The organism is Rhizobium metallidurans, assembly GCF_014196505.1.
GTDB classification, from domain to species: Bacteria; Pseudomonadota; Alphaproteobacteria; order Rhizobiales; family Rhizobiaceae; genus Rhizobium; species Rhizobium metallidurans.
Genome location: NZ_JACIDW010000007.1, coordinates 151,353 through 177,914 on the forward strand (window position 1 = coordinate 151,353; position 26,562 = coordinate 177,914).

Sequence of the window (26,562 nt, forward strand, 5' to 3'; positions counted from 1 at the left end):
GTGAGGGCTTGTTTGAAATTGGGGTAGGTAGGGCCGTTATCGGCAGCAGTGACCTGTGCCCAATCCTAAATAGATTGGACTCAACTATGACTATTCGTATGATGCTCATCAGCTCGGCAGCGGCTCTCGCAGCCGTATCGGGCGCTCAGGCTGCCGACGCTATCGTCGCTGCTGAACCGGAAGCCGTAGAATACGTTCGCGTTTGCGACGCTTACGGCACCGGCTACTTCTACATCCCGGGCACGGAAACCTGCCTCAAGGTTAACGGCTACATCCGCGTGCAGGTCAACGCCAGCCCGGACGCTAGCGGCACGTCTGATTGGGACGCCGTTACCCGCGGTCAGCTGCAGTTCACGGCTAAGAGCGACACCGAATACGGCCCGCTCACCGGCGTTATCGTTCTGCAGACCAATGCAGACAACGCTTCGAGCCAGGTCGCCAAGCTTGACTCCGCTTATATCGACATCGCCGGCTTCCGCGCTGGTCTGTTCTACAGCTGGTGGGACGATGGTCTCTCGGGCGAAACCGACGATATCGCCTCGGCCATCACCCTGCACAACTCCATTCGTTACCAGTATGAAGCCGACGGCTTCTACGCTGGCATCAGCGTCGACGAACTGGAAGACAGCTACTACAAGGCCGGCGAAACCGCCAACAACTTCGGCGTTGCCGCTGCTATCGGTGGTAAGGCCGGCGCCTTCACCTACCAGATCATCGGCAGCTACGACACCGACAACGAAGAAGGCGCTGTTCGCGCCATGGGCACCGTTGCAATCGGCCCGGGCACGCTCGGCCTCGCAGGTGTCTATTCTTCCGGCCCGAATGCTTACTACCAGAAGTCTGAGTGGGCACTGGCCGCCGAATACGCCATCAAGGCAACCGACAAGCTGAAGATCACCCCCGGCTTCCAGTACTACGGCAACTACGGCATCGTCGCTGGTGACTTCGACAACAACAACGACGCTTGGAAGGCCGGCGTAACGGTCGACTATCAGATCGTTGACAACTTCTACGCCAAGGCGACCGTCAACTACCTCGAAACCGACAAGGCTGACGGCGTAACCACGGGCTTCTTCCGCCTGCAGCGCGCGTTCTAATAAATCTTCGGGCGCCACTCTTCGCTCACGCTGGATCACCCGATCCGGCGTGAGCGGAGGATGGCGCCCGAACCAGACGTTTCTGATCAGATTGACCTCCGATCAGTTTACGGAAGGTGGCGCGGTTTCCCTGCCGAGCCACCTTTTGCTATTGGATATAGAGGCTACTCCGCGGCGGCACGCCGCTCTGCCGCGCTTGTCTCGTCTGCCACGAGCTTTTGCCGCTCCACGTCGAGACGACGCAGCTCCGCCACGCTATCCTCCACGGTCACCGATCCCAGCATATCGACAACCGCCTGCTCCGCCCGGTCGCAGAGATATTCGGAAAGATCGCCGATATTCTCGCCCACCAGACCGGCATGCGGGATTTCGTGGCGCGTCGCCCAGAGCTTCTTGCTTCCCGTCACGGCTGCGTAGATCTCGCTGAGCAGGATCTCCTTGCTCGCGCGTGCCAGCCGTATGCCGCCCTTCCCGCCTGGCACCGAAACGAGGATGCCGTTTTCCGTGAGCGGCGCCAGCAGCTTGCGCACGAAGCTCGCATTCGTGTCCAGCCCCACCGCAAGCGATTGGCTCGTCGAGCGTACGCCGGCTTCGTCGTTGACGGCAACGCTGACGACGATCTGCATCGCCGTGGAAAAACGCGTATCGATCATGCGGATCTTCAGCCTTGGGTTAAGGCAACAGGTGGCGAGGACATGGATGCACTGGGCCACACGCTGCAGCGGTAGGAGAAGTGATATTTCCCCTCAAATTGCATTGTCAATGAACAGCACCCGGAATCACACTTGTTTGATATTAGCGATCGCGTGATTATGCTAGAGCCAGCCGATGCGCCGGAGCGCCCACAGCGTCGCGATCGACGTGACCGTCACGAAGCCGACGATGACGATAAACGCCCAGGTGTCGTTGACCCCGGGTATCCCGCCGACATTCATGCCGAACAGCCCGGCCACGACGCTCGGCGGCAAAAGCAGCGCCGCAAGCGCCGCGAGCCGGTTCGAATTGCGGGCGATGCGCTCGCTGATCACGGTCGACAGGTCGTCGTGCAGAATGCCGGTGCGGTCGCGGATCGCGTCGAGATATTCGATGAAGCGCATCAGCTTGTCGATCACCTCGCGCAGTCTCAGCTTGTCGCGCTCGATGAGCCACGGCGCGTCGTCATGCTCGATCCGGTTCAGCGCATCGCGCTGCGGCGCCAGATAGCGGCGCAGCTGCACGGAACCGCGGCGCAGAAGCTTCAGCCGCTCGCGAACCTCGCCCGCCTCGCCGTGAAAGACCATCTCGTCGAGTTCGTCGACCTCCTCGTCCATCCCGTCGAGAACCGGTTCGAGGTCGCGCACCAGCTTTTCGCCGATCAGCGCCAGGAGATCGCCGCTGCGCTGCGGCCCCTTGCCCTTCTCCAGCGCCGCCCGGATATCGCGAAGCGCGGTGATATAGTGGCCGCTGTCGCGCAGCGAAACGACGCGGTCTCCGTCCACCCACAGATGCAGCGGCACGAGATCGAGCTCCGAATGCTGCTCCTCGGCCTCATCAGGGGCGGTGGCGCAGACGCCGCGCAGGATGATCAGCAATCCGTCATCGACGGGCTCGACGCGCGGCCGCGTCTCCTCCTCCAGCAGGGCTTCCGCCACGAAACTATCGAAACCGCCTTTGCGGTTCACCCATTCGGCGGCGGCCGGATGGTCGCGTTCCAGATGCAGCCAGATCACGCCATCGCCGGGCTTCCAGGCGCAGACACCGTCCATGTCGATCTGCCTGCAGCCGCCGCGCCCATCAAGGAGCAACGCGAAGCGTATCCCTGGTTCGACACCGTAACTTGCCATCGGCGCACTCGCAGTCTTCATTGCCGGTCCTTGCCCGCCGGGGGTGACGGAAACAGAGCCAACTCTCTGAATATTAGCGGGATTCTACCATGTCGCGGAAAGGACGCAACATCGTCCCCGCCCGACCGAACGGGCCATGTCCGGAACGCCGCGAAAGCGCCTGCCACCCTCGCCTTCCATCCACAGCCCACATGGCTCTGGTCGTGCAGTTTGATAATTATGTCGTAGACAGGCTCTACACGTCGCGTTTCTATCCCTAAAATCCGATCTCAATATTCAATCAGGGTCGCACTCAATGGCAGAGTTTCCTAAGCAGGCTAAGGTCGTCATCATCGGTCTCGGCGGCATCGTCGGCGCATCCATCGCCCATCACCTGATCGAGCGCGGATGGGACGACATCGTCGGCATCGACAAATCGGGCATACCCACGGACATCGGCTCGACCGCCCACGCCTCGGACTTCTGTTACACCACGTCACACGATTATCTCTCGGTCTGGACCACCCAGTATTCGATCGATTTCTACGAGAAGATGGGCCACTACTCCCGCATCGGCGGTTTGGAAGTCGCCCGCACCGGCGACGACGCCTGGATGGAAGAGATCAAGCGCAAGCTGAGCTCCGCCAAGGCCTTCGGCACCCGGGCGCATTACGTCTCGCCCGCTGAGATCAAGCAGATGTTCCCGCTGATCGAGGAAGATCAGGTCCAGGGCGGCATGTTCGATCCCGACGCCGGCCTCGTCATCCCGCGCTCGCAGACCGTTGCCGGCAAGCTGGTCGATGCCGCCGAGAAATCCGGCAAGCTCAGGATGTTCGGCAACACGCCGGCCCAGTCGCTGATCGTCGAGGGCGGCCGCATCAAGGGCGTCGTCACTCATCGCGGCACCATCATGGCCGATCACGTCATCGTCTGCGCCGGCCTCTGGGGCCGCCTGATCGCCGAAATGGTCGGCGAGGACCTGCCGGTCATGCCGGTCGACCACCCCCTCACCTTCTTCGGCCCCTATAACGAGTTCGAAGGCACGGGCAAGGAAATCGGCTACCCGCTGCTGCGCGACCAGGGCAACTCCGCCTATATGCGCGACACCGGCGACCCGAAGACCACCGAAGGCGGCCAGATCGAGTGGGGCTACTACGAGACCACCAATCCGCGCATGTGCCACCCACGCGAGCTTCTCGAAAAGCACGAGGCGCGCCTCTCGCCCTCGCAGCGCGACCTGGAAATGGAGCAGATCCTCGAGCCGCTCGAGCGTGCCATGGAACTGACGCCGATCCTCGGCGAACTCGGCTATAATGAAGGCCATTCCTTCAACGGCCTGCTGCAGGTCTCCGCCGCCGGCGGCCCCTCCTGCGGCGAGAGCCAGAAGGTGCGCGGCCTCTGGTACTGCGTCGCCATCTGGGTCAAGGACGGTCCGGGCTACGGCAAGCTCATCGCCGACTGGATGACCGACGGCCGCACCGAGATCGACCACAACTCGATCGACTACTCGCGCTTCTACCCGCACCAGCTGACCGAGGACTTCATCGCCGGCCGCTGCTACGAAGCCGCGCAGAAGATCTACTTCCCCGCTGTCCACACCCGCGAACCTTACGCGTCGGGCCGCAACGCCAAGCGCTCGCCCTTCTACGAGCGCGAAAAGGAGCTCGGCGGCTACTTCATGGAGCTCGGCGGCTGGGAACGCGCCCATGGCTACAAGGCCAACGAGCACCTGCTGGAGAAATACGGTTCCCAAGTTCCGGTGCGCGAAAACGAGTGGGACAACCGCCACTTCTGGCGCGTCTCCAACGCCGAGCATCTGGCGATGAGCGAGGATTGCGGCATCGTCAACCTCAGCCACTTCCACATGGTCGACCTTGAGGGCCCCGATCATGTCGAGCTGCTCGAATGGCTCTGCGCCGCCAAGATCGGCGGTGACGCCAATATCGGCAAGGGCATCTACACCCACTTCCTCGACGACGAGGGCATGGTGCGCGCCGACTTCACCGTCATCCGCATGGCCGACCGCTGCCGCCTCATCAACGGCGCCGATGCCGGCCCGCGCGACTTCCACTACATGAAGCGCGTGGCCGAGGATCGCGGTCTCGACGTGACGATCACGGACGTCTCGGAAAAGTTCATCACGATCGGCATCTGGGGCCCGAATGCCCGCGACACGCTGAAGAAGGTCGTGGCCGATCCGGCGGCACTCGATCCCGAAAACTTCGCCTTCGCGGCCATCAAGCCGATCGAGATATCAGGCAAGACGGTCACCGCCTTCCGCATCTCCTATGTCGGCGAGCAGGGCTGGGAACTGCACATGAAGTACGAGGATGGCCTCGCCGTCTGGGACGCGCTGCGCGCCACCGGCGTCATGCCCTTCGGCGTCGAGACCTACGCCAACTCGCGCCGCATGGAAAAGTCGCTGCGCCTGCAGAACGGCGACCTTCTCACCCAGTACAATCTGCTGGAAGCCGATCTCGCCCGCCCGAAGGTCAAGGAAGCCGATTTCCGCGGCAAGGCCAAGCACCTGGAATACAAGGCCCGCGAACACCAGCCGGCGATGCTCTGCACCCTCGTCATGACCGAAAACACCGACAGCAAGGGCGTCAAGCGCTACCCCGTCGGCTCCATGCCGGTCATGGACCCTGAAACAGGCAAGACGCTGGTCGATAGCCTCGGCCGCATCTCCTACACGACCTCGGTCGCCTACGGTCCGACGGTCGGCAAGAACATCGCCCTTGCCTATCTTCCGCAGGAATACTGCCAGGTCGGCCGCAAGCTGAACGTCGAGTATTTCGCCGAGACCTATCCGGTCGAGGTCGTCAGCGTCGGCTACAAGCCGATCTACGACCCGGAGAACCTGAAGCCGCGCACCTGATCGCGCCCTGCTTTTCAAGGCATAAGCAAAACAGCCCGCGGGCTCTCTCCCGCAGGCTGTTTCATTTTCAGTCTCATGGAGAGAACCGGCCGCGCATCACTACGCAGCCGGCCTCCTGTCCTAGCGCTTCTCTTCGCGAACGGCCGAAACGTCGGCGGCCGAAACGGCGGCCGCCTTGTTGTTCCAGCCTTCGCGCAGGAAGGTCGCGAGTGCGGCGACTTCGTCATCCGAGAGGCGGTTTTCGTAGCCTTGCATGCGCAGCTTCATCGGGCGATCCGGCGTCGAGGGCAATTCGGCGCCTTGCAGGATCACGCTGATCAGGCCCTTGGGCGACGGTGCCGTGACCAGCGAGTTGCCGTCCAGCTCCGGGAAGGTCTCGCCGGCGCCCTTGCCGCTCACCATGTGGCAGGCAGCGCAGTTGTCGAGGTAGAGGCGCGGGCCGAGCGGCATGTCGGGCTTTGCCTCCGACAGCAGCGTTTCGGTCGCCGTCACCTCGGCCTTCTCCGGCTGTGTGGTCGGAGCGGAGGAACCATCGCCGCCGATCTTCTTCAGATAGGTGGCGATCGCGAGGTTGTCGTCCTTCGTCATGTACTGAAGCGAGTCGCGAACGACGAGCATCATTTCGCCGGTAGCGCTCGAGTGAGCGTTGCGGGCGGTCGACAGATAGGCTGCAAGCTCCTCGGTGCTCCACGACTGCACGGCACTTGCCGGACCGCGAAGGTCGGGCGCCGTGAAGCCGTCGATCTCGCCACCGGAAAGGAAGGCCTTGTCCTTCGCGCTCGTGCCGGACGAAATCATCAGCGGGTTGCGCTGCGTGTGGCAGGTCGAGCAGTGTCCCGGCCCCTCGACCAGATAGGCACCGCGATTGAACACGGCATCCTCGCCCTGGGTCGGCTGGAAACCGGCCTTGCCGAGGGCGAGCCAGTTCCAGGCGCGCAGGCCGAAGCGCAGGTTGAACGGGAAAGCGAGGTTGGTTTCCGGCACCGTGCTGGAGACCGGCTGCACCTCGTTCATGAAGTAGTCGTAGAGCGACACGACGTCTTCTTCCGAGAGCTTGCGATAGCTGTCGTAGGGCATCGCCGGATAGAGGTGCGTGCCGTTGGGCGTCACGCCGTCGTAAAGGGCGGCGCGGAAATCGGCGAGCGTCCAGTTGCCGATGCCGGTGTCCTTGTCGGGCGTGATGTTGGTGGTCCAGATCGTGCCCATCGGGCTCTGGATGGCGCGGCCGCCGGCGAAAGGCTTGCCGCCCTCGGAGGTGTGGCAGGCCATGCAGTCCGATGCACGCATGACATATTCACCCTGCCCCTTGGCCGGCTTGAAGTCGGCGGCGAGCTCGGTGACCGGGCCTGTGCGCTGCACCGGCACGAAGATGAAGGCGACAAGGGCGGCAACGCCCAGAACGACGAGCACGCCGAGAACGCGAATGAGTTTCTTCATCTCTGTTCTCCTTATGCCAGCGGCCGCGGGTTGGGCAGGTAATCCTTGCGGATGTGATATGCCGCCCAGTAGGCCAGACCGCCGACCATGCCGGTCGGGTTGTACTGCGTGTTCTGCGGGAAGGTGCTGGCGCCCATGACGAAGACGTTATGCGCATCCCAGGACTGCAGGTACCGGTTGAGAACCGATGTCTTCGGGTCGTCGCCGGTGACGGTGCCGCCGGTATTGTGGGTCGTCTGGTAAGGACGGACGTCGAACATGGCGCCTTCCTTCTTGAAGCCTTCCTGCATCGTGGTCGGGTTCATCGACTTGGCGATCGGTTCCATCTTCTGCTTCATGAACTGCGTCTGGCGGATTTCGTTGTCGTGCCAGTTGTAGGTCATGCGCAGCATCGGACGGCCGTGGCGGTCCTTGTAGGTCGGGTCGAGGTCGAGGTAGTGGCCGCGATAGGACATGACGGAGCCGTGGGCGCCGATGTTCATCGCATGGCCGTACCACTCGCCAATGCCCTTCTTCCAGCCTGCGCCCCAGCTCGGGGTGCCAGCCGGCAGCGGCATGGTGTGGCCGGGCTGACCATTGGTCTGGCCGGCACGCCAATAGGCGCCGCCGACGAAGCCTTCCTTGGCGAAGTCGATATTGTCGATGCCGAAATCGTCGATGCAGAAGCCGTTGGCGCCCGTGCCGATGAAGGGGTTGAACTCCTCGTCCTTGAAGAACAGCGTGTAGCCGCCGGTGATCTGGTAGGCGTAGTTACGGCCGACGACACCTTCATTGGTGTTGGGATCGTAAGGCTGGCCGATCCCCGACACCAGCATCAGGTGAACGTTGTTCAGCGAGAAGGCGGTGAGGATGACGAGGTCGGCCGGCTGGAAGACCTCTTCGCCCGTCTTGTGGTCGAAATAAGTGACACCCGTCGCCGTCTTGCGGTCGGCGGCCATCTCGACGCGCAGCACTTCAGCCTGCACGCGGTATTCGAAGTTCGTCTTGCGCTTCAAGGCGTCGATGATCGCCGTCTGGGGAGAGGACTTCGAATAGTTGTAGCAGCCGTAGCGCTCGCAGAAACCGCAATGGTTACACGGTCCCATCTGCATGTTGTATTCGTTGACATAGTCCTTCGAGGCGATACCGCCGGGGCTCGGGAACGGATGATAGCCCGCCGCCTTCGCCGCATCGCGGAACTTCACGCCATCCCAGGTCGACGCCATGGCCGGCATCGGATAGTCGTTGGAACGCGGCGCCTCGAACGGATTGCCGCCCTCGACGATCTTGCCGTTGACGTTGCCGGCCTGGCCGGAAATGCCGGCGACCTTCTCGAAGCGGTCGAAATGCGGTTCGAGCTCTTCGTAGGTCATCGGATAGTCCTGGATCGTCATGTCCTCGGTCATGACGCCGGCGCCGAATTTCTCGGTCACGTAGGACTTCAGGCGATATTCCGACTGCATCGGACGCCAGTTCAGCCCGTTCCAGTGGGTACCGGCGCCGCCGACGCCGGTGCCGAGCAGGAAGGTGCCGAGGCTGCGGTAAGGCAGCGCGGTTTCATCCAGCGAACGGCGGATGGTGACCGTCGTGTTCGCCGGCTTTTCCATCATGCCGTAGCGGATGCCGTATTTCAGCTCGTCGATCATGTTCGGATACTGGAAATCGGGAACGGTCGCCTGGTCGTGACCACGCTCCAGCGCCAGCACTTCCAGGCCTTCGTTGGCCAGTTCCATGCCCATGATCGCGCCGGTCCAGCCGAAGCCGACCAGAACGACGTCTTTCTTCTTTTCTGTACGTGCCATGACGGTTAGCCCCTTTCGCCGGAGATCGAGACGGGGCCAAGCGGATACTTGACGTTATGCTTTCCAACCCACTCCTTGTAGCTGCCGCGGGCGCCCGGGAAGCCGATATACTTCCAGGCAGCCATGCCGTGGTTGCCGCCATACATCGGGTCGGAGAAGTAGCCTTCCTTGGTGTTGGCAAGCAGGATGCCGAAGAAATCGCGCAGCTCGGGCTTGATCTTCATCTCGTCCTTCTGGAGCGAGGTCAGCGCCTTGTCCTGCGTCGCCGCGTCGAGCTCGGCGAAGATCTTGCCGTGGGTGGTCTTGCACCACTCGTCGAAGAACGGGATGGCCTGCTGGTAGATTTGAAGCGGGTTAAGCGGGGTCTGCCAGCCGCGCAGCGGGCTCGCCGCCGGCTCGTATGGTCCGACCATGTACCAGTCGGACGCCTTGCCGTAATCGCCGGCGAGCTGCTTGTCGATGAAGACGGGCACGCGGGTCTCGATCGCGCCGGGGCCATCGCCCTCCGACGGGATCAGTCTCGCGACCGCTGCCATGACGAAGGCCCACTCGGTGGGCGTCAGACAGTCCGGTTTGTATTCGGTGAGGGCGACGGGTTCGGGTTTGGCTTCGGCTTTTGCCGCGCCGGCAATGCCGGCAATGGCCGCGGTCGCCGCGGAAGCTTTCAGGAAGCTTCTGCGGGACGGCCGGCCCGGGAGGTCTCTCATGATTGGCTCCTTCGTGGCTGTGGGAGTCAGCCACTTTGGTTTTGCTGAGCGTCACTTCAGCGCGGGGCAAATTGACGCTAGCGGCCTACGCCCGCTTGTCCCGGGTGACAAGCGCCGGCACGCTCAATCGTGTTCTATTTTAGGCAGAATGAGAACTTTTTTGCACATGTACAAACATCTGAAACACAAAGACGCGAGAATTTGTTGATTTGTGGAATTTTCTACTCATGAATTATCGGTCGATCGGCAACGGCGGACACACGACAACGGCGGACACATGGGAAACGCCCGCTCGGTGCCGGGCGGGCGTTTCGCAGGCGATGTGGATGACGATCAGTTCAAGCCCGAGGTCCCGACCAGCACCGGCTTTTCGCTGTAGTCCCGCGCGAACAGCCGCTTCAGGGCGGCGACCTTCGGCAGGTCGTTGATGACGATGTAGGGATAATCGGGATTGTTCGTCAGGAAGTCCTGATGGTACCCCTCCGCGACATAGAAGGTCTTGCCCGGCTCGATCTTCGTCACGATCGCCGCATCGAAAACCTTGGCGCGGTCGAGCTGGTCGATATAGGCCTTCGCCACCTTTGCCTGCTCGTCACTGGCGGGAAAGATGGCCGAGCGGTATTGCGTGCCCGTATCCGGGCCCTGGCGGTTCAGCTGCGTCGGATCGTGGGCGACCGAGAAGTAGATCTGCAGCAGCCGGCCGTAGCTCACCGTCTTCGGATCGAACACCACCTGGACGGATTCCGCATGGCCCGTGTCGCCGCCGCTCACCGTCTCGTACCGTGCCGTGCCCTTCGCCCCGCCGGCGTAGCCCGACGTGGCGCTGACGACGCCCTTGACGTGCTGGAAAACACCCTGCACGCCCCAGAAGCAGCCGCCGGCGAACGTCGCCGTCTCGCGACCGCCTGCCGCCGGCTCGTCGAGAGCGGGCGGCGGGATCACATGCACTTCCTTGGCGACCGACGGCGTCAACTGCAGCGCCAGCCCGCCCGCCAGCGCGATTGCCGCGCCGAGGACGATAGCGCGGATCGGACGCCGCGTTCTGGATATGTCGTGACTGTTCATGATGCTTTCCTCTCAGCCGGATGGAAGGTCAAGGCAACGCCGTTGAGGCAATAGCGCAGACCGGTGGGCTTCGGTCCGTCGTCGAAGACATGGCCGAGATGGCCGCCGCAGCGGCCGCAATGCACCGCCTCGCGCACCATTCCGAAACTCGTGTCGCGCGTCGTGCCGACGACCTGCCTGTCGAGCGGCGCCCAGAAGCTTGGCCAACCCGTGCCGCTGTCGAATTTCGTCGCCGAGGAGAACGCATCCTGCCCACAGCCCGCGCAGGCGAAATTGCCCTTGCGCTCCTCGTGCAGCAACGCGCTGGAGAACGGCCGCTCGGTGCCCTGGCCGCGCAACACTTCATACTGGTCGGATGTCAGCATGGCGCGCCATTCGGCATCGCTGCGATTGACGGCGAAGGCCTCGGCGGACGCGCTCCTCGAGCGCCCGAGGAAGAGGGGAAGACCGATCGCGGCAAGCCCCGCGCTCAGCATCAGTCGGCGTCTGTTCAGCATCTCGCGGTCTCCCCGGATGACGTTCCCAAATGACGGTCCCAAATGACGGTCGTCGTATCTTGGAGTATCTACGCTCGCGACGGCGCATTTGTTACACACCGGACGCGCGGGAAACGAAAAAGGCGCCGGCTTCATGGCCGACGCCTCGATGGCATCCAGGGCATATGGCGATGCGCGATCAGACCGGACGATGCAGGAAAGCCGGCATGTCGGCGCCATCGGCGAGCTTCGAGAGATAGAGCCGCGCCGTATCGAGCGCCTCGCGGATCGTCACGTCCATGTCGAGATAGCGATAGGTGCCGAGGCGGCCGACGAAGGTGACCCCCCGCTCCTTTTCCGCCCGCGTGACATATTGCGCCAGCTGCTCTTTTTCCTCGACCATCCGGATCGGATAGTAGGGAATATCATCAGGCCCGCAGGCGCGCGAGAATTCGCGGTAGCAGACCGAACCCTGATGCTCCTCCCAGGGGGAGAAATGCTTGTGTTCGGTGATACGGGTAAAAGGCACCGAGGCGTCGCCGTAGTTCATCACCGCGCAGCCCTGGTAATCGCCGTCATAGCTGAAGCGCTCGAAATCGAGCGTCCGGTAACCGAGCCGCCCTGCCTCGTAATCGAAATAGCCGTCGAGCTGGCCGGAATAGAAGACATGGCTCGCATCCGCATGCTCGGCGCGCTCGAACCGCTTGCTCAGCGTTACGTGGATATTGGGATGGTCGAGAATGCGGCCGATCATGTCGGTGTAGCCATTCTCGGGCATGCCCTGGAATTTGTGGAAGAAATAGTTGTCGTCGTAGTTGAAGCGCACCGGCAGCCGCTTCAGGATCGAGGCCGGCAGCTCGGTCGGCGAGCAGCCCCACTGCTTCTCGGTGTAGCCCTTGAAGAAGGCCTCGTAGAGATCCTTGCCGACGAAGCGCATGGCCTGCTCCTCGAAGGTCTGCGGGTCTGCGATCGTCTTGTCGGCCTGCTCCTCGATGAACGCCTTCGCCTCGTCCGGGCGCAGGGTCTTGCCGAAGAACTGGTTGATCGTGTGCAGATTGACCGGCAGCGAGTAGACGCGGTCCTTGCTCGTCGTCTTCACCCTGTTCTTGTAGGGCATGAAGGTCTGGAAGCCGTTGACGTAGTCCCAGACCTCGGCGTCATCCGTGTGGAAGATGTGCGGCCCGTAGACATGCACCATCACGCCGGTATCGGCGTCGCGCTCGGTGTGGCAGTTGCCGGCGATATGGTCGCGGGCATCGAGGATCTCGACCTCGTGACCCGCCAGCGCCAGCTCCCGCCCGATCACGGCGCCCGACAATCCGGCGCCGACGATCACGATCTTTCCATTCCCCTGCATGTTCAGGAATACCCCTTTTCCCACGGTCTTGCGGCAAACCCGCCGCGTAAGACCGGCATCGACACACGTTGAGCGGCGGTAGCTTTACGCCGCCGGCTCCGTCCACAGGCGCGTATCGATGGCAAGCGGCGCGTAGTCGTTCCACTGCGCCAGCTTCTCGCGATAGCGGCGACGGTAGCTCGCATCGTCCTCGAACTCGTCGAGCGTCTGCACCAGTTCGGCGCCGATCTCGTAATAGGCGTCGAGGTTGTTGAGATCCGGCGTCGGCGTCTCGCCGCGCTCGGCTTCGCCCTGCATCTGCCAGAACAGCTCTTCGAGACGACGGGCCAGCCCCGGAATGTCGCGCAGCGCACTGCCCTCGCGCTTGTCCTTCAGCGACTGGCGGATGGCCGCCAGGCTCGCGCGATCCTTGGCGAAACCGATGGCGCGCTTGACGTAGTCGTCAGGCCCGCTGCAGGCGAGCTCCGGCACGCCGGCGGCGGCAACGATGCTGTTGCAGAAGCGCGAGGCGAAGCTCTTGCCCGGAACCGTGAGGACCGGCAGGCCCATGGTGATGGCATCGCCCGCGGTCGAGTGCGCGCCATAGGGGAAGGTGTCGAGGAACAGATCGGCAAGCCCGATGCGCGCCAGATGATGCGCATTCGCGGCCTTCGGCGCGAAGATGATCCGCTCGGCGGCGATACCCGCCTTGACGGCGGCCTGAACCAGACGGTTGTTCACCGCGTCGTCGGCAGCCAGCAGCCAGAGCACGCTGCCCGGCGTCGCCTGGAGAATGGTCATCCAGCGCGCGAAGCACGCCTCGCTGGTCTTCTGCATGCCGTTGAAGCAGGCATAGACGAAGGCATCCTCGGGCAGACCGGCCTGCGCGCGCGTCGGCTGCGCGGCGATCTGCCGCTTGCGGTCGATCGGCTGGTTGCAGGCGATGCGCAGCACCTTCTCGGAGTAATAGATTTCGTTCTCGACAGGCACGATCGTCTCGTCGGCGATCATGTACTGGTGAACCGGGCTTCCCATCGAACCGGGGTAGCCGCAGAAATTGACGATGACAGGCGCCGGACGATAGGCGAACAGCTTCGTGCGGGCATGCTTGGTGTAGCCGTTGACGTCGATCAGGATGTCGATCTCGTCGTTGCGGATCAGGTTGGCGGCATCGGTGTCGCTGAGCGCGCTGATATCGCGCCAGCCGTCGACGGCAGCCTTGATACGCTCCTGCGTCGCGTCATTGGTGCGCGGCTCGCCGCAATAATAGCCGAAGATCTCGACCGTCGTCTTGTCGTGCAGCTCCAGCACTTCGCTGAGCGCGAAACCGACGGCGTGATCGCGCAGATCCGAAGATACATAGCCGACGCGCAGACGCTGGCCGGTGCCGGTCTTCACTCGCGCGGGCTTGCGCGGGAACGCGGCAAGGTTCGGGCGACCGACGAGGGTCTTGTTGTAGCGATAGGCCTTTGCCAGCTGATAGAACGGATCGTCGGCGTAGCAGGAAAGCGTCAGCGTCGACATGGCGTCGAGCAGCTGGCGCGCGCTGACATGGATCGACGGCGTCAGGATCGGCCACTTGCACTGCCGCTGGCGCAGCGACGTCCAGTGCTGCCCGGCCTCGGGCCGGTTCGGCTGCAGCTCGATCGCCTGCCACAGCGTGGTCTCGGCGGCCTCCAGCAGCCCGCCGCCCTCGAGCACGCGGCCGATATGCTGCAGCGTCATCAGCCGATGCTCGATACGCTCGCTGGTAATGTCGGCGGTCGCATCGGCGTAGCCGCGCCATTGTTCGACGGCCTGATGGCCGAGGCCGCAGTCCTCGAGCGCCCTGCCGAGGTTGATATGCGCCGGGCCGAAGCGCGGGTCGATCTTCAGGCAGGCACGCAGCGCGCTGATCGCCCCGGCCATGTCGCCGGCCTGCCGCGACACAACGGAATAGTTGAAATAGGCAAGATGCAGCAGCGGATTGTTGTCATTGAACGCGATCCACGTCTTGTAGAGCTCGACCGCCTGCTGCCGCTGGTCCGCGTTCGCGAGACCCTCGGCGATGGAGATCAGATCGCCAAGCGACAGGCGTTGATGACGTGCCTGCTCCAAAATGTTTGCGATTGGAGAGACTTGGCTCGATGCAATGGCGGTGTTCGCGTTCATGGACGTCCTACGGCAAGGCGGCCGGATGGCCGGTGTGTGAACAGACGCATGACAGCGTCGTGCCCCTTGCTATCGGATAGAGCTTGCGTCGGGCTGGCTGATCGGCGCGCGTGGCAGCGTGGAACGCCTGATATCAAGGCGGTTCGGCGGGATAGACCGGAACGAAAAACGCCGCCCGATGTGATCGGGCGGCGTCCTGTTCCGGTTTGTATCAGGCTTAGACGTTCAGCGCTGCGTAGGCTGCGATGATCGCTTCGGCTTGGGCGTTGTTCAGGGCCGGCACCTGGGTCGAGGTGAAGGCGCCGAGCTGGTCGCTGTTCATGGCCGCGATGTCCTCGGTCTGCAGTCCGGCCAGGGCCTTGGTGCTGATCGCCGCGATTTCGTCGGTCGTGAAGGTCGCGATGTCCTCGCTGGACATTGCGCTGATTTCCGCCGAGCTCAGCGCCGCGATCTGCGTGCTGTCGAAGGCCTGGATCTGGTCGGTGGTCATTGCCTCGATCTGGGCCGAGGTCAGCGACGTGACCTGGCTGGTCTTGAGGCCAGCGACCTGGATCGTGGTCAGGACCGCGACGTCGGCGGTGGTCAGCGCCGCGATCTGCTTCGAGTTCAGGACGCCGATCTGATCGGTGCTCAGGGCGACGATCTTGTCGGTGGACAGGGATGCGATCTGACCGGTGGTCAGAAGCGCGACCTGGCTCGTCGTCAGCGCCTTGAACTGATCGGTGCTCATTGCATCAATGCTGGCCGAGGAGAGCTCGGTGATAGCCTTGGTGCTGATGGCAGCGATCTCGTCGTTGGTGAAGGAGACGATATCGTCCGTCGACATGGCGCCGATCTGGGCTGCGGTGAGAACCGCGACCTGACCGCTCGTCAATGCCTTGACCTGATCGGAGGACATGGCGGTGATCTGGTCCGTGGTCAGTGCCGCGACCTGGGCCGTCTTGAGGATGGCGACGTTGTCGGTGGTCAGCGCACCTACTTCGTCGGCGGTCAGAGCCTTGATCTGGCCCGACGTCAGCGCCCCGACCTGATCCGAAGACAGGATGGCGATGTTGTCGGTCGTGATCGCGCCGATCTGGCTGCTCGTCAGCAGAGCGACCTGGCTGGTCTTCAGAGCGGCGATCTGCGCGCTGCTGAGGACATTGATGTCGTCCGTGGTCAGGCCGGTCAGGGCCTTGGTGCTGATGGCGGCGATCTCGTCGGTCGAGAAGGCCGAGACACCGTCGGTCGACATGGCACCGAGCTGTGCCGAGGTCAGGACACCGATCTGGTCGCTGGTCAGAGCCTTGAGCTGATCGGAAGTCATCGCCGTGATCTGCGCGGTGCTGAGGGCGGCGACCTGGCCGGTCTTCAGCAGTGCCACGTTGTCGGTGGACAGAACCGCAAGGTCAGCCGCGCTGAGGGCCGCGATCTGCTTCGAGTTCAGGGCACCGATCTGGTCGCTGCTCAGGGCAACCGCCTTTTCGGTCGAGAGAGACGCGATCTGCGCGGTGCTCATCAGGGCCACCTGGCCGGTGGTGAGCGCAGCGAACTGAACCGTGTCGAGTGCCTCGATCGTGTCGGTCGACAGAGCCGCGATGATCTTGGTGCTGATCGCGGCGATTTCGTCGGTCGAGAAGGTCGCGATGTCGTCGGTGGACATCGCGGCGAACTCGTCGGCGGTCAGGACACCGATCTGGGCGCTGGTCAGAGCCTTGATCTGGTCGGAGGACATGGCGCCGATCTGCGTGTTGTTCAGAGCGGAAACCTGGGCCGACGACAGCAGCGCGACATTGTCGGTGGTGAGAGCCGCGACTTCGTCCGTGGACAGCGCCGCGATCTGGTTCGACTTCAGGGCGCCGACCTGATCACTGGTCAGAACCGCGATGTTGTCGGTCGTCAGCGCGGCGATCTGGCCGGTGCTGAGCAGCGCGATCTGGCCGGACGTCAGGGCTTTCACCTGGTCGCCGCTGAGTGCGTTGATATCGGCCGTGGTCAGACCGGCCAGCGCCTTGGTGCTGATCGCCGCGATCTCATCGGTCGAGAACGACGAGATATCGTCTGTCGACAGGACCGCGAGCTGGGCCGAGTTCATCGAACCGATCTGGGTGGCGGTCAGCGCGGTAACCTGGTCGTCCGTGAGGGCGACGAGCTGGTCCGTGGTCAGGGCCGCGATCTGGCCGGTCTTCAGAAGAGCGACGTTGTCCGTGGAGAGGACAGCGATGTCCGCCGTGGTCAGGGCCGCGATCTGCTTGGAGTTCAGGGCGCCGAGCTGGTCGCTGCCGAGAGCGGCCATCTTTTCGGTCGAGAGAGACGCGACCTGGCTGGTGGTCAGAAGCGCGACCTGGCTCGACTTCAGAGCGGCGAACTGGGCCGTGTCGAGAGCGCCGAGGCTTTCGGTCGAGAGCTGAGCGATCGCCTTCGTGCTGATCGCGCCGACTTCGTCGGTCGTGAACGTCACGATGTCTTCGCTGGACATGGCACCGATCTGGGTGGCCGTCAGAACCGCGACCTGATCGCTGTTCAACGCGCCGATCTGTTCGGTGGACATCGCGCCGATCTGCGCCGTCGTCAGGGCGGCGACCTGAGTGCTCTTCAGGATGCCGACATTCGCGGTGGAGATCGCGGCGACTTCATCGGTCGACAGCGAGGCAAGCTGGCTGGTGCTCAGCGCCAGGATCTGGTCGCTCAGCAGCTTGGTGATGTTGTCGGTCGACAGCGCGTTCAGCTGGATCGTGCCAAGTGCCGCGATCTGGCTCGACTTCAGGGCAACGACCTGGTTGCTGTCAAGGGCGCCGACGGCTTGCGTGGACAGACCCGACAGCGACTTCGTGCTGATCGCGGCGATTTCGTCCGTGGTGAAGGTCGAGATGTCTTCGCTGGACAGAGCGCCCAGCTGGCCGGAGGACAGTGCGCCGATCTGGGTGCTGGTCAGGGCCTTGATCTGATCGGACGTCATTGCGTCGACCTGGGCGCTGCTCAGGGCGGCGATCTGCGTCGTCTTCAGGATTGCGACGTTGTCCGTGGTCAGAGCCGCGAGTTCTCCGGTGGAGAGCGCCGCGATCTGCTTGGAGTTCAGGGCGCCGACCTGGTCGCTGCCGAGAGCGGCCATCTTTTCGGTCGAAAGCGATGCGACCTGGCTGGTGGTCAGAAGCGCGATCTGGCTCGACTTCAGGGCGGCGAACTGGATCGTGTCGAGAGCGCCGAGGCTTTCGGTCGAGAGCTGGGCGATGGCCTTCGTGCTGATCGCGCCGACTTCGTCGGTCGTGAACGTCACGATGTCGTCGCTCGACATGGCGCCGATCTGGGTGGCCGTCAGCGCGGCAACCTGGACGCTCGTGAAGGCGCCGACCTGTTCGGTGGACATCCCGTCGATCTGCGCGGTCGTCAGGGCGGCGATCTGCGCGGTCTTCAGCAGCGCGACATTGGCGCTCGAAAGAGCGGCGACGGCGTCGGTGGAGAGACCGGAGATCTGCTTGGAGGTCAGCGCGCCGACCTGGTCGCTGGTCAGGAGAGCGACGTTCTCGGTGGAGATGGCGCCGAGCTGATCGCTGCTGAGGAGAGCGATCTGGCTCGACTTCAGCGCGACGATCTGACCGCTGCCGAGGGCGGCGATGTCGTTGGTGGTCAGGCCCGTGAGAGCCTTGGTGCTGATGGCCGCGATTTCATCCGTGGTGAAGGCGAAGACGCCGTCCGTCGACATCGCGCCGAGCTGTGCCGAGCTCAGCACGCCGATCTGGGTGCTGGTCAGCGCCTTGATCTGGTCGGACGACATCGAACCGATCTGCGTCGAGCTGAGGGCCGCGATCTGCGCGGTCTTCAGAAGAGCGACGTTGTCGGTCGAAATCGCGCCGATCTCGTCGGCGCCGAACGCCGCGATCTGCTTGGAGTTCAGGGCGCCGATCTGGTCGCTGTTCAGGAGAGCGACGCTGTCCGTGGTGAGCGCGCCGATCTGGGCTGTGCTGAGAAGAGCGACCTGGCTCGACTTAAGGGCGCCGATCTGCAGGCTGTCGAGAGCGCCGATGACGTCTGTCGAAAGGCCGGAGAGAGCCTTTGTGCTGATGGCGGCGATTTCGTCGGTCGTGAAGGTTGCGATGTCTTCGGTCGAGAGGGCGGCGAGTTCCGAGGAGGTCATCGCGCCGATCTGCGCGCCTGTCAGCGCGGAAATCTGCTCGGAAGACATGGCGGCGATCTGGCTGTTGCTCAGAGCCGCGATCTGCGCGGTCTTCATGATGGCGACGTTGTCGGTGCTGAGCGCGGCGACATCATCGGTGGTCAGAGCCGAAAGCTGCTTCGAGGTCAGGGCGACGACCTGGTCGCTCTTCAGCGCGCCGATCTTCTCGGAACCCAGAGAGGCGATCTGCGACGTGGTCAGGAGCGCGACCTGGCTGGACTTCAGGGCGGCGAACTGGGCGGTGTCGAGGGCACCGAGCGTAGCGGTCGAGAGGCCAACCAGGGTCTTCGTGCTGATGGCCGCGATTTCGTCGGTGGTGAAGGTCGCGATGTCTTCGGTGGTCAGGGCGCCGAACTGCGCGGAAGAGAGCGCCGCGGTCTGGGCCGAGTTGAATGCGCCGACCTGGTTGGCGTCAAGCGCCGCGAGCTGGTCGGTGGTGAGAGCCGCGACCTGCGTCGACTTCAGCGCGACGATCTGGTCGGTGGAAAGCGATGCGATCACTTCGGTGGCAAGCGAAGCAAGCTGCTTGGAGCCGAGAGCGCCGATCTGCGAGCCGGTCAGAACGCCGATCTGGTCGGAGCTCAGGGCGCCGAACTGGGCGCTGCTGAGCAGAGCGATCTGGCTGGTCTTGAGCGCGACGATCTGGTTGCTGGTGAGGCCTGCCATGCCATCGGTCGTCAGACCGCCGAGCGCCTTGGTGCTGATGGCCGCGATCTCGTCGGTCGAGAACAGCGCGATGCCTTCCGAGGAGATGGCGCCGAGCTGAGCCGAGGTGAGGACCGCGGTCTGCGTGGAGGTGAGAGCGGCGATCTGGCCGGTGGAGAGAACGGAGATCTGCGAGCTGCTCAGCGCGCCGACCTGCGTGCTCTTCAGAACGGCGATCTGGTCGGTCGTGAAGGCGGCGACGTCTTCCGTACCCATGGAAGCGATCTGCTTCGACGTAAGGGCGGCGACCTGGCCGGTCGAGAGAGCGCCGATCAGTTCGGAGCTGAGGTTTGCGACCTCATTGGTGGAGAGAGCGGCGACCTGGGCGGTGGAGAAGCCGCCGAGCTGCGCCGTGGAAAGAACCGCCAGCTGCTCGAGCTTGAGGCCGACCAGCGCGGTCGCCGATACGGCGCTCATCTGCTGGGAGGAAAGAGCAACGAAGTCCTGGGTTTCGATTGCGCCGAGCTGCGTCGAGCTCAGGGCCTTGATCTGTGTCGTCGTGAGCGACGCCACGTCGTTGGAAGACAGATTTGCGATCGCGGTCGTCGACAGCGCCCGGATCTGATTGACGGTCAGAGAAGAAACAATGGAAGTCATGGACGAGCGCCCCTCGCGTTAGCTGATCAAAAGACATCATTCCCGCCCCGTCGGTCGGACGCGCATAGCCGCACTGAGGCCGGCCACACGGCGTCGTCGGCATCGACGATCCGGGTTTCCTGTCGGAACAAAATTGGGTCAAACTAAACATGGCTCGGACGAGCCAGCGCAAAAGGAGGGCATCATGCGCCCAGAGCCAAAGCGACTCTGATCCCTACGCCAATGAACGCGAATTTCTTAACCCCCGGCACCATTTGCCAGCGTCCATCATGGACCCACCGGCCAACCGCGCCCCTCGGTAGAGCTATCGCGAGCAGTAGAACTCTTATTCGGCAGTCTTTAATTTCGAGTTAACGTCGGCTGTAGCTGAGCTGTACTCCTGTTACAGATTCGGTCGCGGGAAGACTAAATCGGCATCTTTTTAGATGCAATTGGCACACTACCGATTTTTTTAAGCCGAAACCGGACATTCGACTCGCGGCACCAGCAACTATCGCGGGCGCCAGCGTAAATTCGCTATATCTAACTAATACCATTGAGCCGTAAGCAGACAAAAGGCAAAAAAGCGCGACTTGCTACATTGAACGCAAGACTATCTATTGGAAGCATTATAAAAATGGCGGCGAATCATCATGCCGGAGCAAGTCATCCGACCCCTCGAAGGGGAAAATAGCAAATAGCGGCGGCATGCTCCGGCAACATCTCGCGTCTCGCGTGCAATAATTTGCGACCAATTTTGGGGCAATCTTCACCGACACGGCCCGGCGAGCATTCCCCGATGCTGCGGCGCACACTGATTCATCCCCTTGGCAAGCCCGGCACAAGTAAAATGGCGTTCATGGAGCTATTGGGTGATAGGGACGAACAGAATGCGACTGTCTATATTGATTAGAGGCCACAACTTTCTTGAAAAGGATCGTTTCGGCCTGCCGATGGACGGGCGGGACAATGCCGCCTCCCTGCTTGAGAACGTGATAGCACCGATTCGCGCGAGGAATCCGGATGCCACCGTCTATCTGGCGACCTACGAAAGCCCGGCGCTGGCCGAGTTGCAGGAAAAATTCGCGCCATGCGAACTGATCCTGCTCGACCCCAACGGAAGCTCGCAGGCGGAAACCTACAAGGAAGCGCTGAAGCATGTCTTCCAGAAGACCGATTTCGACGCTCTGGTGGTCGTCCGCTTCGATCTGGCGTTCAAGAAGCCCTTCGACGCCTGGAACCTGAAGATCGACATCAACAGCATCCACTTCACCTGGAAGGAATACCGCGACTACTGGCGCGATCACCGCCGCGTTGGCGATGCCATCCACGTCATCGGCAAGGCCGCCATTCCGGCCTTCCACAATGCGCTGATCATGAACCAGCTGGCCGGCCGAGGTCATCTGCACATGATGTACTATTACCTGCGCACGATGCACGACAATCTGAAGTTCATCGAGGACGGTTACTTCGACACCAACACGCTGTTCGCCAACCCCGAATGCGACAATCCGCTCTACACGGTCTTCAACCGACCGCGCCTGACCAGCATGGCAGGCAGCACCGGCATGGTCCTGCAGGAAATCCGCGCGGAATAGCAAACAAGCCCGTTAACAAGAACGCCCGCATCGAGATCATCGATGCGGGCGTTCTGCTTTATAGCACTGTCTTGAAAGTATAGCGCCCCGCGAAACCATCCGCGAATGCGCTCCTTGAGATAAATCAGACGAGATACTTGTCGTTCTTGGCGCTCGGGATCTTGACGACGGTCACCGTCGCATCGGTCAGTGCCTCGAACTGGTTGACCCTGCCCGGCTCGATATCGATGATGCTTCCCGCTTCCCACACCTGATCGATCATCCTGATGGTGCCGGAGACGACGAGCGTGATCTCGCGCGCGATCTTGTGATAGTGCGCCGCGTCCTTGTCGCCGGCCACGTAATGCTTCACGCCGACCTCGAACGCATCCGTCTTCACGACGGTGGGGTCGAAGTCGCCGACGAACCAGCCGCCGATCATGTCGTTCAGGGTCAGTGGCTTGTCGCTCATTTGTCGCCTTCCGTGACGGACAGCTCGATCAGCTGGCGATCCGACTTGATCGGATGGAAGTCCTTGGCGTTGATCGGGAAGATGCCGATCTTCTTCCCCTCGAGCACCATCTCGTTATAGACGGGGCAGACATAGAACATGTTGTTGTGCCGCGCGTCCTTGCGGATCGCGTTCTTCGCCGCGCGCACGAAATCGCGTCCCTGGCGGAAATAGTAGAAGCCGGCCGTCGCGTTATCGCTGATCGGATGCTTCTCGGCCGCCTCGACCACCATGTTCTGGTCGTCGAGCCGGACGAAGGAGTAGCGCGGATGCACCGACTTGAAGGTCATCGTGCCGCCATCCAGTTCGCGCTCCACGAAGTTCTGGATCACGCCGTCGAAGGGCACCGTCAGGAATTCGTCGCCGTTGAGGATCAGGAGCGGCTGGTCGTTGTCGATATAGCCGGCGGCGAGCAGCGCCGTGCAGGCGGCCCCTTCCGTCTTGTCCTCGACCGAGACCACCGCGGCCTCCGGCGACAGCAGGCGCACGACCTCGTCGAGATGGTAGCGCGCCAGGTCCTTTTTCTGCATCGCCACGATGATGCGGTGGCCGGGGATCTTGGCGCATTCGGCCAGCTGCCGCTGCACCAGGGGTACGCCGTTGATTTCAACCAGCGCGGTCGGATAGGCCTCCATCGCCTGGATGCGAGGCTCGCCGGCTATCAGGATCAGAATATTCATCGCAAGCTCATCAACCGTGGATTTTTCGAATGGTCTCGGTGATCCCCGGATAGTTCACATCCGAGATATCGTTCACCACCATGACATGCGCGCCGGAACCCTTGGCCGCCTTGATACCGTTCTCGTTGTCCTCGACGATCAGGCATTCCTCGGGCGTCAGGCCCAGCATGGTGATCGCCTTCACATAGATCTCCGGGCTCGGCTTGCCGTGCTTGACGTCCTCGTTGCTCAGCTGGAACTCGAGATAGCCGTCGAGGGCGGCCCTCGACATCATCAGCGACACCGTGCTCTTGATCGAGTTCGACGCCACCGCGAGCCGGTAACCGTCTTCCCTCAGCCGCGCCAGCGCGTATTCCTGCTTGAAGGTCGGCTTGCACTTGGTGTGGATCATCTCGGTCGTGTAGAGCTGCTTCATCTCGTTGATGAAGCCGTGCAGCGCCTCCGGAAGTCCGCGCGTCGTCGTCAGGATCTCGAGCTTGCGCCGTGTCGGCAGGCCGTCGAAGATCGTCAGGTGCTCGTGCAGCGGGATCGTGTATCCGAAGAGCTCCAGCGCCCGGTTGAGCGCCTCGTAGTGCCATTCGCGTGCATCGATCAGCACGCCGTCCATGTCGAAGATAATTGCCTTAAGCGTGGTCATGCTGCGTCCCGGCCAGTCAGTATCAGTTGCGCGCGCTCCGGAAAGTCGGTGCAGACGGAAAGCCCGTCCCGCTCGTTGAGCCCCGAAGACACCAGCCACTGGAGAAATGGTTCATATTCGTCGTGGCGCCCGTGAAGATCCGGCGCCACCAGCGTCGCCTGCTTGCCGTCGGCGAGGATGCGCTCGATCAGCGCCGCGTCGTACCAGCGCCCAGGCAGGAAATTGTCGATCCACACACCGCTGACGCCGGGATTGTCGTAGAGCGACGCCTCGCGCTCATATTCGCTGAGACGCGTGAACGAGACCATCTTGCGCTTCACGCCCTGGATGAGATCGGGGACCGACGCATCGAAAAGGAAATAGTTGCTGTAGCCTTCGCTCGACAGAACCTCGGCCAGCATGTCGTGCAGGCCATCGGCCTTGATGTTCAGCGCCAGCAACGGCGAGCCGTGCTGCTTGGCGATCCGGAGCAACTCGGCGAACGAGATCTCTCCCCCGCGCGGAATGTCGTGCGAGATGACGATCGAAGGCGCGCCGTCCGCCTGGCTGTCGCGCACGTCGGTCTCCGTGCCGAAGCCGAGCGAAAACGAGCGAACGAAGGCCTCGACCGTGTTCTTCTCCTCAGGGGTCTTCCAGTAGCCGCGATGGCTCAGAACCTCGATCATACCGAAACACCCAGCGACCGCGTCACGTCGAAGGACAGAGGCAGGCTCTGGAAATGGCTGAGATCCTCGGGCACGCCGAGACCGTACATCCCGGCATCCACCGAGCCGATCGAATAGGCGCCGATCTTCGAACCGTCCTCGATCATGAAATTATACACCGGCGCCACGTAAAACTCGCCGTTGACGCGGAAATCGCGTTCGATCATCCGGTCCGCATGGGAGACGAAGTCGGAGCCCTTGCGGAAATTGTAGATACCGACGGTCGCGTGATCGGAAATCACCTGCTTCTCGACGACGTTGTCGATATAGCCATCGGCGCCGAAGGAGACGAAGCTCCACTTCGGATCATCCGCCGTCATCGTCATGATCATCCCGTCGAGATCGCCCATGGCCTCGAGGTAGTCGTCGATATCGACGTCGATATACTGGTCGCAATTGGCGATCATCATCGGCTGATCGTTATCGATCTCGTCGCGGGCGAGCAGCACCGTGCAGGCGGCCCCCTCGGTCACCTGTTCGACGAGAAAGATCTCGCAGCCCGGCGCCCAGGCGCGCAGCTTCTCGCCCAGCCCGTGCTCCCTGATGTGGGCGGCCTGGCAGATGAAGATGAAGCGATGCTCGACGGACGGGCGAAGGTTTTCGATCACCAGCCGGATCATCGGCACGCCGTGCACGGGCAGAAGAGGCTTGGGAAGAGTATAGCCGGCCTTGGCGAAGCGGCTTCCATGCCCTGCCATTGGTACGACGATGTTCAACATTGCGCATATCCCGAATTGTATCAGCTTACACCGTGAGGCGACCAATAACGGCCGAAGCTGGCGTCACGCTGTCTGCGCGGATGGGCGTCCGTGAAGTTTGGAAGAAGGCCGGCGCGTCGCGCGCGAACGAAAAGCGCTTTGGCCCAATTTGAACCCGGCGGCCTTCCGCGCACGCCAAAATCCCGCGTTGTGCGGGCTTTGTTTGTCTTGTTTGATGTGATTTCAGTCTTTGGAAGATTGTAAGCGTTGCATATAGCCCCCGCTTTACCATCTAAATTTGCCGTTCCCAGTGGTGCTACCTTTGTCTCCAAGACAAAAGGAGAACGCCATGTCCAAACACGAGGTTTGGGGCTTCGTGATCGAATGCTCTCCCTTGGGGAAAAATATCTGGCCCGAAGAACTGAAGCGAGAGGCTACACGTCGCATTCGCGAGGAAGGTATTCCGCTCAGCCAAATCGCCGATGAGCTTCGCACGAAGCCCGGTCTTGTCCGCAAATGGTGGATAGCTGACCGGCGCCAGAGAGGCGACCATATCCAGGTAGAGGTGCCAGCGTTCGCCACGATTCAAATTGAAGGCGCGAATAAGCCGATCGCTCCTGTCGAAATTAAAAGCCAAACGGTCAGCTTTGCCCGACTTCATGTAGGCAAGATCTATTTCGAATTCCCGTCTGATATTCCGGAGATGGATCTTCTGAAGCTCATTCGTGTTGCGGGGCGGGCGACATGATTGCTCCGTCAAGCACCTATACAATTTACCTGGCGACGGCGCCCGTCGATTTCCGCAAAGGCATGGACGGCCTGGCGAACTATGTCATGAATAACTTTAAGCTCGACCCGTTTTCAGGCGCGTTCTTCGTCTTCCGCTCGAAGGGACGAGATAAGATTAAAGTCTTGATGTGGGATGGGACCGGTCTCGTTCTGATCTACAAGCGCGTAGAGGGGCCAGGGTTCGTCTGGCCCAAGCTGGCAGACGGCACGATGACGCTCACCAAGGCGCAATTCGAGGCCCTTTTTGAAGGTATCGATTGGCGCAGAGTGGTATCCGCGAACTACCGTCGCCCCCATGCTGCCTAACGCTTCCTGAAAACAGCTGTTCTCTCCTTGGTGGCGCAATCGAGCGCGCGCTGGATCTCCTCATTTCCCAACAGAAACTGAACCGCACCGGGTTTGCCGGAGGCTCCAACTTCTGAGAAAGTGGAGCCGATATGAGCAAGACAACGAACAAGTTTTCACCTGAAGTCCGTCAACGCGCCATCCGTATGGTGCTGGATCACGAGGCAGAGCACCCGTCGCGGTGGGCAGCCGTTTCATCTATTGCGGGCAAGATCGGTTGCTCGCCAGCCACGCTGCATGAATGGGTGAAGAAGACTGAGGTCGACAGCGGCAAACGAGCAGGCTTGCCGAGCGACGCGGCCGAGAAGATGAAGGCTCTGGAGCGGGAGAACCGCGAGCTTCGTCAGGCCAACGAGATTTTGGCAAGGCGTCTGCTTATTTCGCGATGGCGGAGCTCGACCGCCCCTTCAAACGATGATCTCGTTCATTGACGAACACCGTAGCGTGTTCGGGGTCG

Annotated in this window: 20 protein-coding genes, 1 pseudogene and 1 other annotated feature; of the genes and pseudogenes, 6 read left to right on the forward strand and 15 right to left on the reverse strand. The window is 62.2% G+C overall.

The features are described from left to right. Positions 1–86 precede the first annotated feature (86 nt). Positions 87–1,097: a porin gene (locus tag GGQ67_RS13390; protein ID WP_183900647.1), complete on the forward strand. Its 1,011-nt coding sequence runs from the start codon at positions 87–89 to the stop codon at positions 1,095–1,097. 164 nt (positions 1,098–1,261) lie between these two features. Here the strand turns inward: GGQ67_RS13390 and GGQ67_RS13395 are convergent, their stop codons facing one another. Together GGQ67_RS13395 and GGQ67_RS13400 are read right to left on the reverse strand one after the other, a co-directional pair. Beyond that, positions 1,262–1,750, reverse strand: a complete 489-nt coding sequence (locus tag GGQ67_RS13395) for an RrF2 family transcriptional regulator (RefSeq protein ID WP_183900648.1) — start codon at positions 1,748–1,750, stop codon at positions 1,262–1,264. Positions 1,751–1,912: 162 nt separating this feature from the next. Further along, a complete protein-coding gene (locus tag GGQ67_RS13400; protein WP_183900649.1) occupies positions 1,913–2,941 on the reverse strand; it encodes a zinc transporter ZntB in 1,029 nt (342 codons plus the stop codon). Between the two features lie 274 nt (positions 2,942–3,215). On the opposite strand from GGQ67_RS13400, the gene GGQ67_RS13405 reads away from it, so the two are divergent. Further along, positions 3,216–5,777 carry a GcvT family protein gene (locus GGQ67_RS13405; RefSeq protein WP_183900650.1) on the forward strand — a complete coding sequence of 854 codons (2,562 nt, stop codon included), beginning with the start codon at positions 3,216–3,218 and terminating at the stop codon, positions 5,775–5,777. A 120-nt stretch (positions 5,778–5,897) separates the two neighbouring features. Here GGQ67_RS13405 and GGQ67_RS13410 read toward each other — a convergent pair whose 3' ends face one another. The 8 genes from GGQ67_RS13410 to GGQ67_RS13445 form a co-directional block, all read right to left on the reverse strand. Beyond that, positions 5,898–7,214, reverse strand: a complete 1,317-nt coding sequence (locus GGQ67_RS13410) for a cytochrome c (RefSeq protein WP_183900651.1) — start codon at positions 7,212–7,214, stop codon at positions 5,898–5,900. Positions 7,215–7,225: 11 nt separating this feature from the next. Next, positions 7,226–8,995 carry a GMC family oxidoreductase gene (locus GGQ67_RS13415; RefSeq protein WP_183900652.1) on the reverse strand — a complete coding sequence of 590 codons (1,770 nt, stop codon included), beginning with the start codon at positions 8,993–8,995 and terminating at the stop codon, positions 7,226–7,228. Positions 8,996–9,000: 5 nt separating this feature from the next. Further along, on the reverse strand, positions 9,001–9,702 hold the full coding sequence (locus GGQ67_RS13420) for a gluconate 2-dehydrogenase subunit 3 family protein (RefSeq protein ID WP_183900653.1): 702 nt from the start codon (positions 9,700–9,702) through the stop codon (positions 9,001–9,003). Positions 9,703–10,035: 333 nt separating this feature from the next. Beyond that, positions 10,036–10,767 (reverse strand): peptide-methionine (S)-S-oxide reductase MsrA, encoded by a 732-nt coding sequence (gene msrA / locus GGQ67_RS13425; RefSeq protein WP_183900654.1) that lies wholly within the window; start codon positions 10,765–10,767, stop codon positions 10,036–10,038. Then, complete coding sequence (gene msrB / locus GGQ67_RS13430) at positions 10,764–11,264, reverse strand: peptide-methionine (R)-S-oxide reductase MsrB (protein WP_183900655.1); 501 nt, start codon at positions 11,262–11,264, stop codon at positions 10,764–10,766. Before msrB ends, msrA begins: the two co-directional genes overlap by 4 nt. Positions 11,265–11,442: 178 nt before the next feature. Further along, complete coding sequence (gene glf / locus GGQ67_RS13435) at positions 11,443–12,600, reverse strand: UDP-galactopyranose mutase (protein ID WP_183900656.1); 1,158 nt, start codon at positions 12,598–12,600, stop codon at positions 11,443–11,445. 84 nt (positions 12,601–12,684) lie between these two features. Then, a complete protein-coding gene (locus GGQ67_RS13440) occupies positions 12,685–14,730 on the reverse strand; it encodes an O-linked N-acetylglucosamine transferase, SPINDLY family protein (protein WP_183900657.1) in 2,046 nt (681 codons plus the stop codon). Positions 14,731–14,947: 217 nt separating this feature from the next. Then, on the reverse strand, positions 14,948–20,185 hold the full coding sequence (locus GGQ67_RS13445; RefSeq protein WP_183900658.1) for a beta strand repeat-containing protein: 5,238 nt from the start codon (positions 20,183–20,185) through the stop codon (positions 14,948–14,950). Positions 20,186–21,054: 869 nt separating this feature from the next. Here GGQ67_RS13445 and GGQ67_RS13450 point away from each other — a divergent pair. Next, entirely contained in the window at positions 21,055–21,762 is a 708-nt protein-coding gene (locus GGQ67_RS13450) for a hypothetical protein (RefSeq protein WP_183900659.1), read from the forward strand. A 124-nt stretch (positions 21,763–21,886) separates the two neighbouring features. Here the strand turns inward: GGQ67_RS13450 and GGQ67_RS13455 are convergent, their stop codons facing one another. Genes GGQ67_RS13455 through GGQ67_RS13475 form a run of 5 tightly spaced genes read right to left on the reverse strand, consistent with a single transcriptional unit; the run spans position 21,887 to position 24,992 of the window. Beyond that, positions 21,887–22,213: a cupin domain-containing protein gene (locus GGQ67_RS13455; protein WP_183900660.1), complete on the reverse strand. Its 327-nt coding sequence runs from the start codon at positions 22,211–22,213 to the stop codon at positions 21,887–21,889. After that, complete coding sequence (locus tag GGQ67_RS13460; protein ID WP_183900661.1) at positions 22,210–22,932, reverse strand: glycosyltransferase family 2 protein; 723 nt, start codon at positions 22,930–22,932, stop codon at positions 22,210–22,212. The genes GGQ67_RS13455 and GGQ67_RS13460 overlap by 4 nt, the downstream gene beginning before the upstream one ends. Before the next feature lie 10 nt (positions 22,933–22,942). Then, entirely contained in the window at positions 22,943–23,569 is a 627-nt protein-coding gene (locus GGQ67_RS13465) for an HAD family hydrolase (protein ID WP_183900662.1), read from the reverse strand. Next, positions 23,566–24,234, reverse strand: coding sequence for a PI-PLC domain-containing protein (locus GGQ67_RS13470; RefSeq protein WP_210279630.1), 669 nt, complete (start codon positions 24,232–24,234; stop codon positions 23,566–23,568). The genes GGQ67_RS13465 and GGQ67_RS13470 overlap by 4 nt, the downstream gene beginning before the upstream one ends. Then, positions 24,231–24,992: a glycosyltransferase family 2 protein gene (locus tag GGQ67_RS13475; RefSeq protein ID WP_183900663.1), complete on the reverse strand. Its 762-nt coding sequence runs from the start codon at positions 24,990–24,992 to the stop codon at positions 24,231–24,233. The genes GGQ67_RS13470 and GGQ67_RS13475 overlap by 4 nt, the downstream gene beginning before the upstream one ends. Before the next feature lie 328 nt (positions 24,993–25,320). Between GGQ67_RS13475 and GGQ67_RS13480 the strand changes: the two genes are divergently transcribed. From GGQ67_RS13480 to GGQ67_RS13490, 3 genes and pseudogenes are all read left to right on the forward strand, one after another. Continuing rightward, on the forward strand, positions 25,321–25,719 hold the full coding sequence (locus GGQ67_RS13480; RefSeq protein ID WP_183900664.1) for a transposase: 399 nt from the start codon (positions 25,321–25,323) through the stop codon (positions 25,717–25,719). Next, a complete protein-coding gene (gene tnpB, locus GGQ67_RS13485; protein ID WP_183900665.1) occupies positions 25,716–26,066 on the forward strand; it encodes an IS66 family insertion sequence element accessory protein TnpB in 351 nt (116 codons plus the stop codon). The genes GGQ67_RS13480 and tnpB overlap by 4 nt, the downstream gene beginning before the upstream one ends. A 131-nt stretch (positions 26,067–26,197) precedes the next feature. Then, positions 26,198–26,562, forward strand: a pseudogene (locus GGQ67_RS13490) (transposase); the annotation flags it as partial. Then, positions 26,478–26,562 (forward strand) — a sequence feature (AL1L pseudoknot). This feature is flagged as partial in the annotation. (Overlaps the previous pseudogene by 85 nt.)

What these genes read in the sequence shown, in the direction of transcription:
- GGQ67_RS13475 (WP_183900663.1), bottom strand. Translation starts at nt 24,992, where the DNA reads ATGTTGAACATCGTCGTACCAATGGCAGGGCATGGAAGCCGCTTCGCC.
- tnpB (WP_183900665.1), top strand. Translation starts at nt 25,716, where the DNA reads ATGATTGCTCCGTCAAGCACCTATACAATTTACCTGGCGACGGCGCCC.
- msrA (WP_183900654.1), bottom strand. Translation starts at nt 10,767, where the DNA reads ATGAACAGTCACGACATATCCAGAACGCGGCGTCCGATCCGCGCTATC.
- GGQ67_RS13465 (WP_183900662.1), bottom strand. Translation starts at nt 23,569, where the DNA reads ATGACCACGCTTAAGGCAATTATCTTCGACATGGACGGCGTGCTGATC.
- GGQ67_RS13450 (WP_183900659.1), top strand. Translation starts at nt 21,055, where the DNA reads ATGCGACTGTCTATATTGATTAGAGGCCACAACTTTCTTGAAAAGGAT.
- GGQ67_RS13480 (WP_183900664.1), top strand. Translation starts at nt 25,321, where the DNA reads ATGTCCAAACACGAGGTTTGGGGCTTCGTGATCGAATGCTCTCCCTTG.
- msrB (WP_183900655.1), bottom strand. Translation starts at nt 11,264, where the DNA reads ATGCTGAACAGACGCCGACTGATGCTGAGCGCGGGGCTTGCCGCGATC.
- GGQ67_RS13390 (WP_183900647.1), top strand. Translation starts at nt 87, where the DNA reads ATGACTATTCGTATGATGCTCATCAGCTCGGCAGCGGCTCTCGCAGCC.
- GGQ67_RS13455 (WP_183900660.1), bottom strand. Translation starts at nt 22,213, where the DNA reads ATGAGCGACAAGCCACTGACCCTGAACGACATGATCGGCGGCTGGTTC.
- GGQ67_RS13405 (WP_183900650.1), top strand. Translation starts at nt 3,216, where the DNA reads ATGGCAGAGTTTCCTAAGCAGGCTAAGGTCGTCATCATCGGTCTCGGC.
- GGQ67_RS13420 (WP_183900653.1), bottom strand. Translation starts at nt 9,702, where the DNA reads ATGAGAGACCTCCCGGGCCGGCCGTCCCGCAGAAGCTTCCTGAAAGCT.
- GGQ67_RS13470 (WP_210279630.1), bottom strand. Translation starts at nt 24,234, where the DNA reads ATGATCGAGGTTCTGAGCCATCGCGGCTACTGGAAGACCCCTGAGGAG.
- GGQ67_RS13410 (WP_183900651.1), bottom strand. Translation starts at nt 7,214, where the DNA reads ATGAAGAAACTCATTCGCGTTCTCGGCGTGCTCGTCGTTCTGGGCGTT.
- GGQ67_RS13440 (WP_183900657.1), bottom strand. Translation starts at nt 14,730, where the DNA reads ATGAACGCGAACACCGCCATTGCATCGAGCCAAGTCTCTCCAATCGCA.
- GGQ67_RS13400 (WP_183900649.1), bottom strand. Translation starts at nt 2,941, where the DNA reads ATGAAGACTGCGAGTGCGCCGATGGCAAGTTACGGTGTCGAACCAGGG.
- glf (WP_183900656.1), bottom strand. Translation starts at nt 12,600, where the DNA reads ATGCAGGGGAATGGAAAGATCGTGATCGTCGGCGCCGGATTGTCGGGC.
- GGQ67_RS13395 (WP_183900648.1), bottom strand. Translation starts at nt 1,750, where the DNA reads ATGATCGATACGCGTTTTTCCACGGCGATGCAGATCGTCGTCAGCGTT.
- GGQ67_RS13415 (WP_183900652.1), bottom strand. Translation starts at nt 8,995, where the DNA reads ATGGCACGTACAGAAAAGAAGAAAGACGTCGTTCTGGTCGGCTTCGGC.
- GGQ67_RS13460 (WP_183900661.1), bottom strand. Translation starts at nt 22,932, where the DNA reads ATGAATATTCTGATCCTGATAGCCGGCGAGCCTCGCATCCAGGCGATG.
- GGQ67_RS13445 (WP_183900658.1), bottom strand. Translation starts at nt 20,185, where the DNA reads ATGACTTCCATTGTTTCTTCTCTGACCGTCAATCAGATCCGGGCGCTG.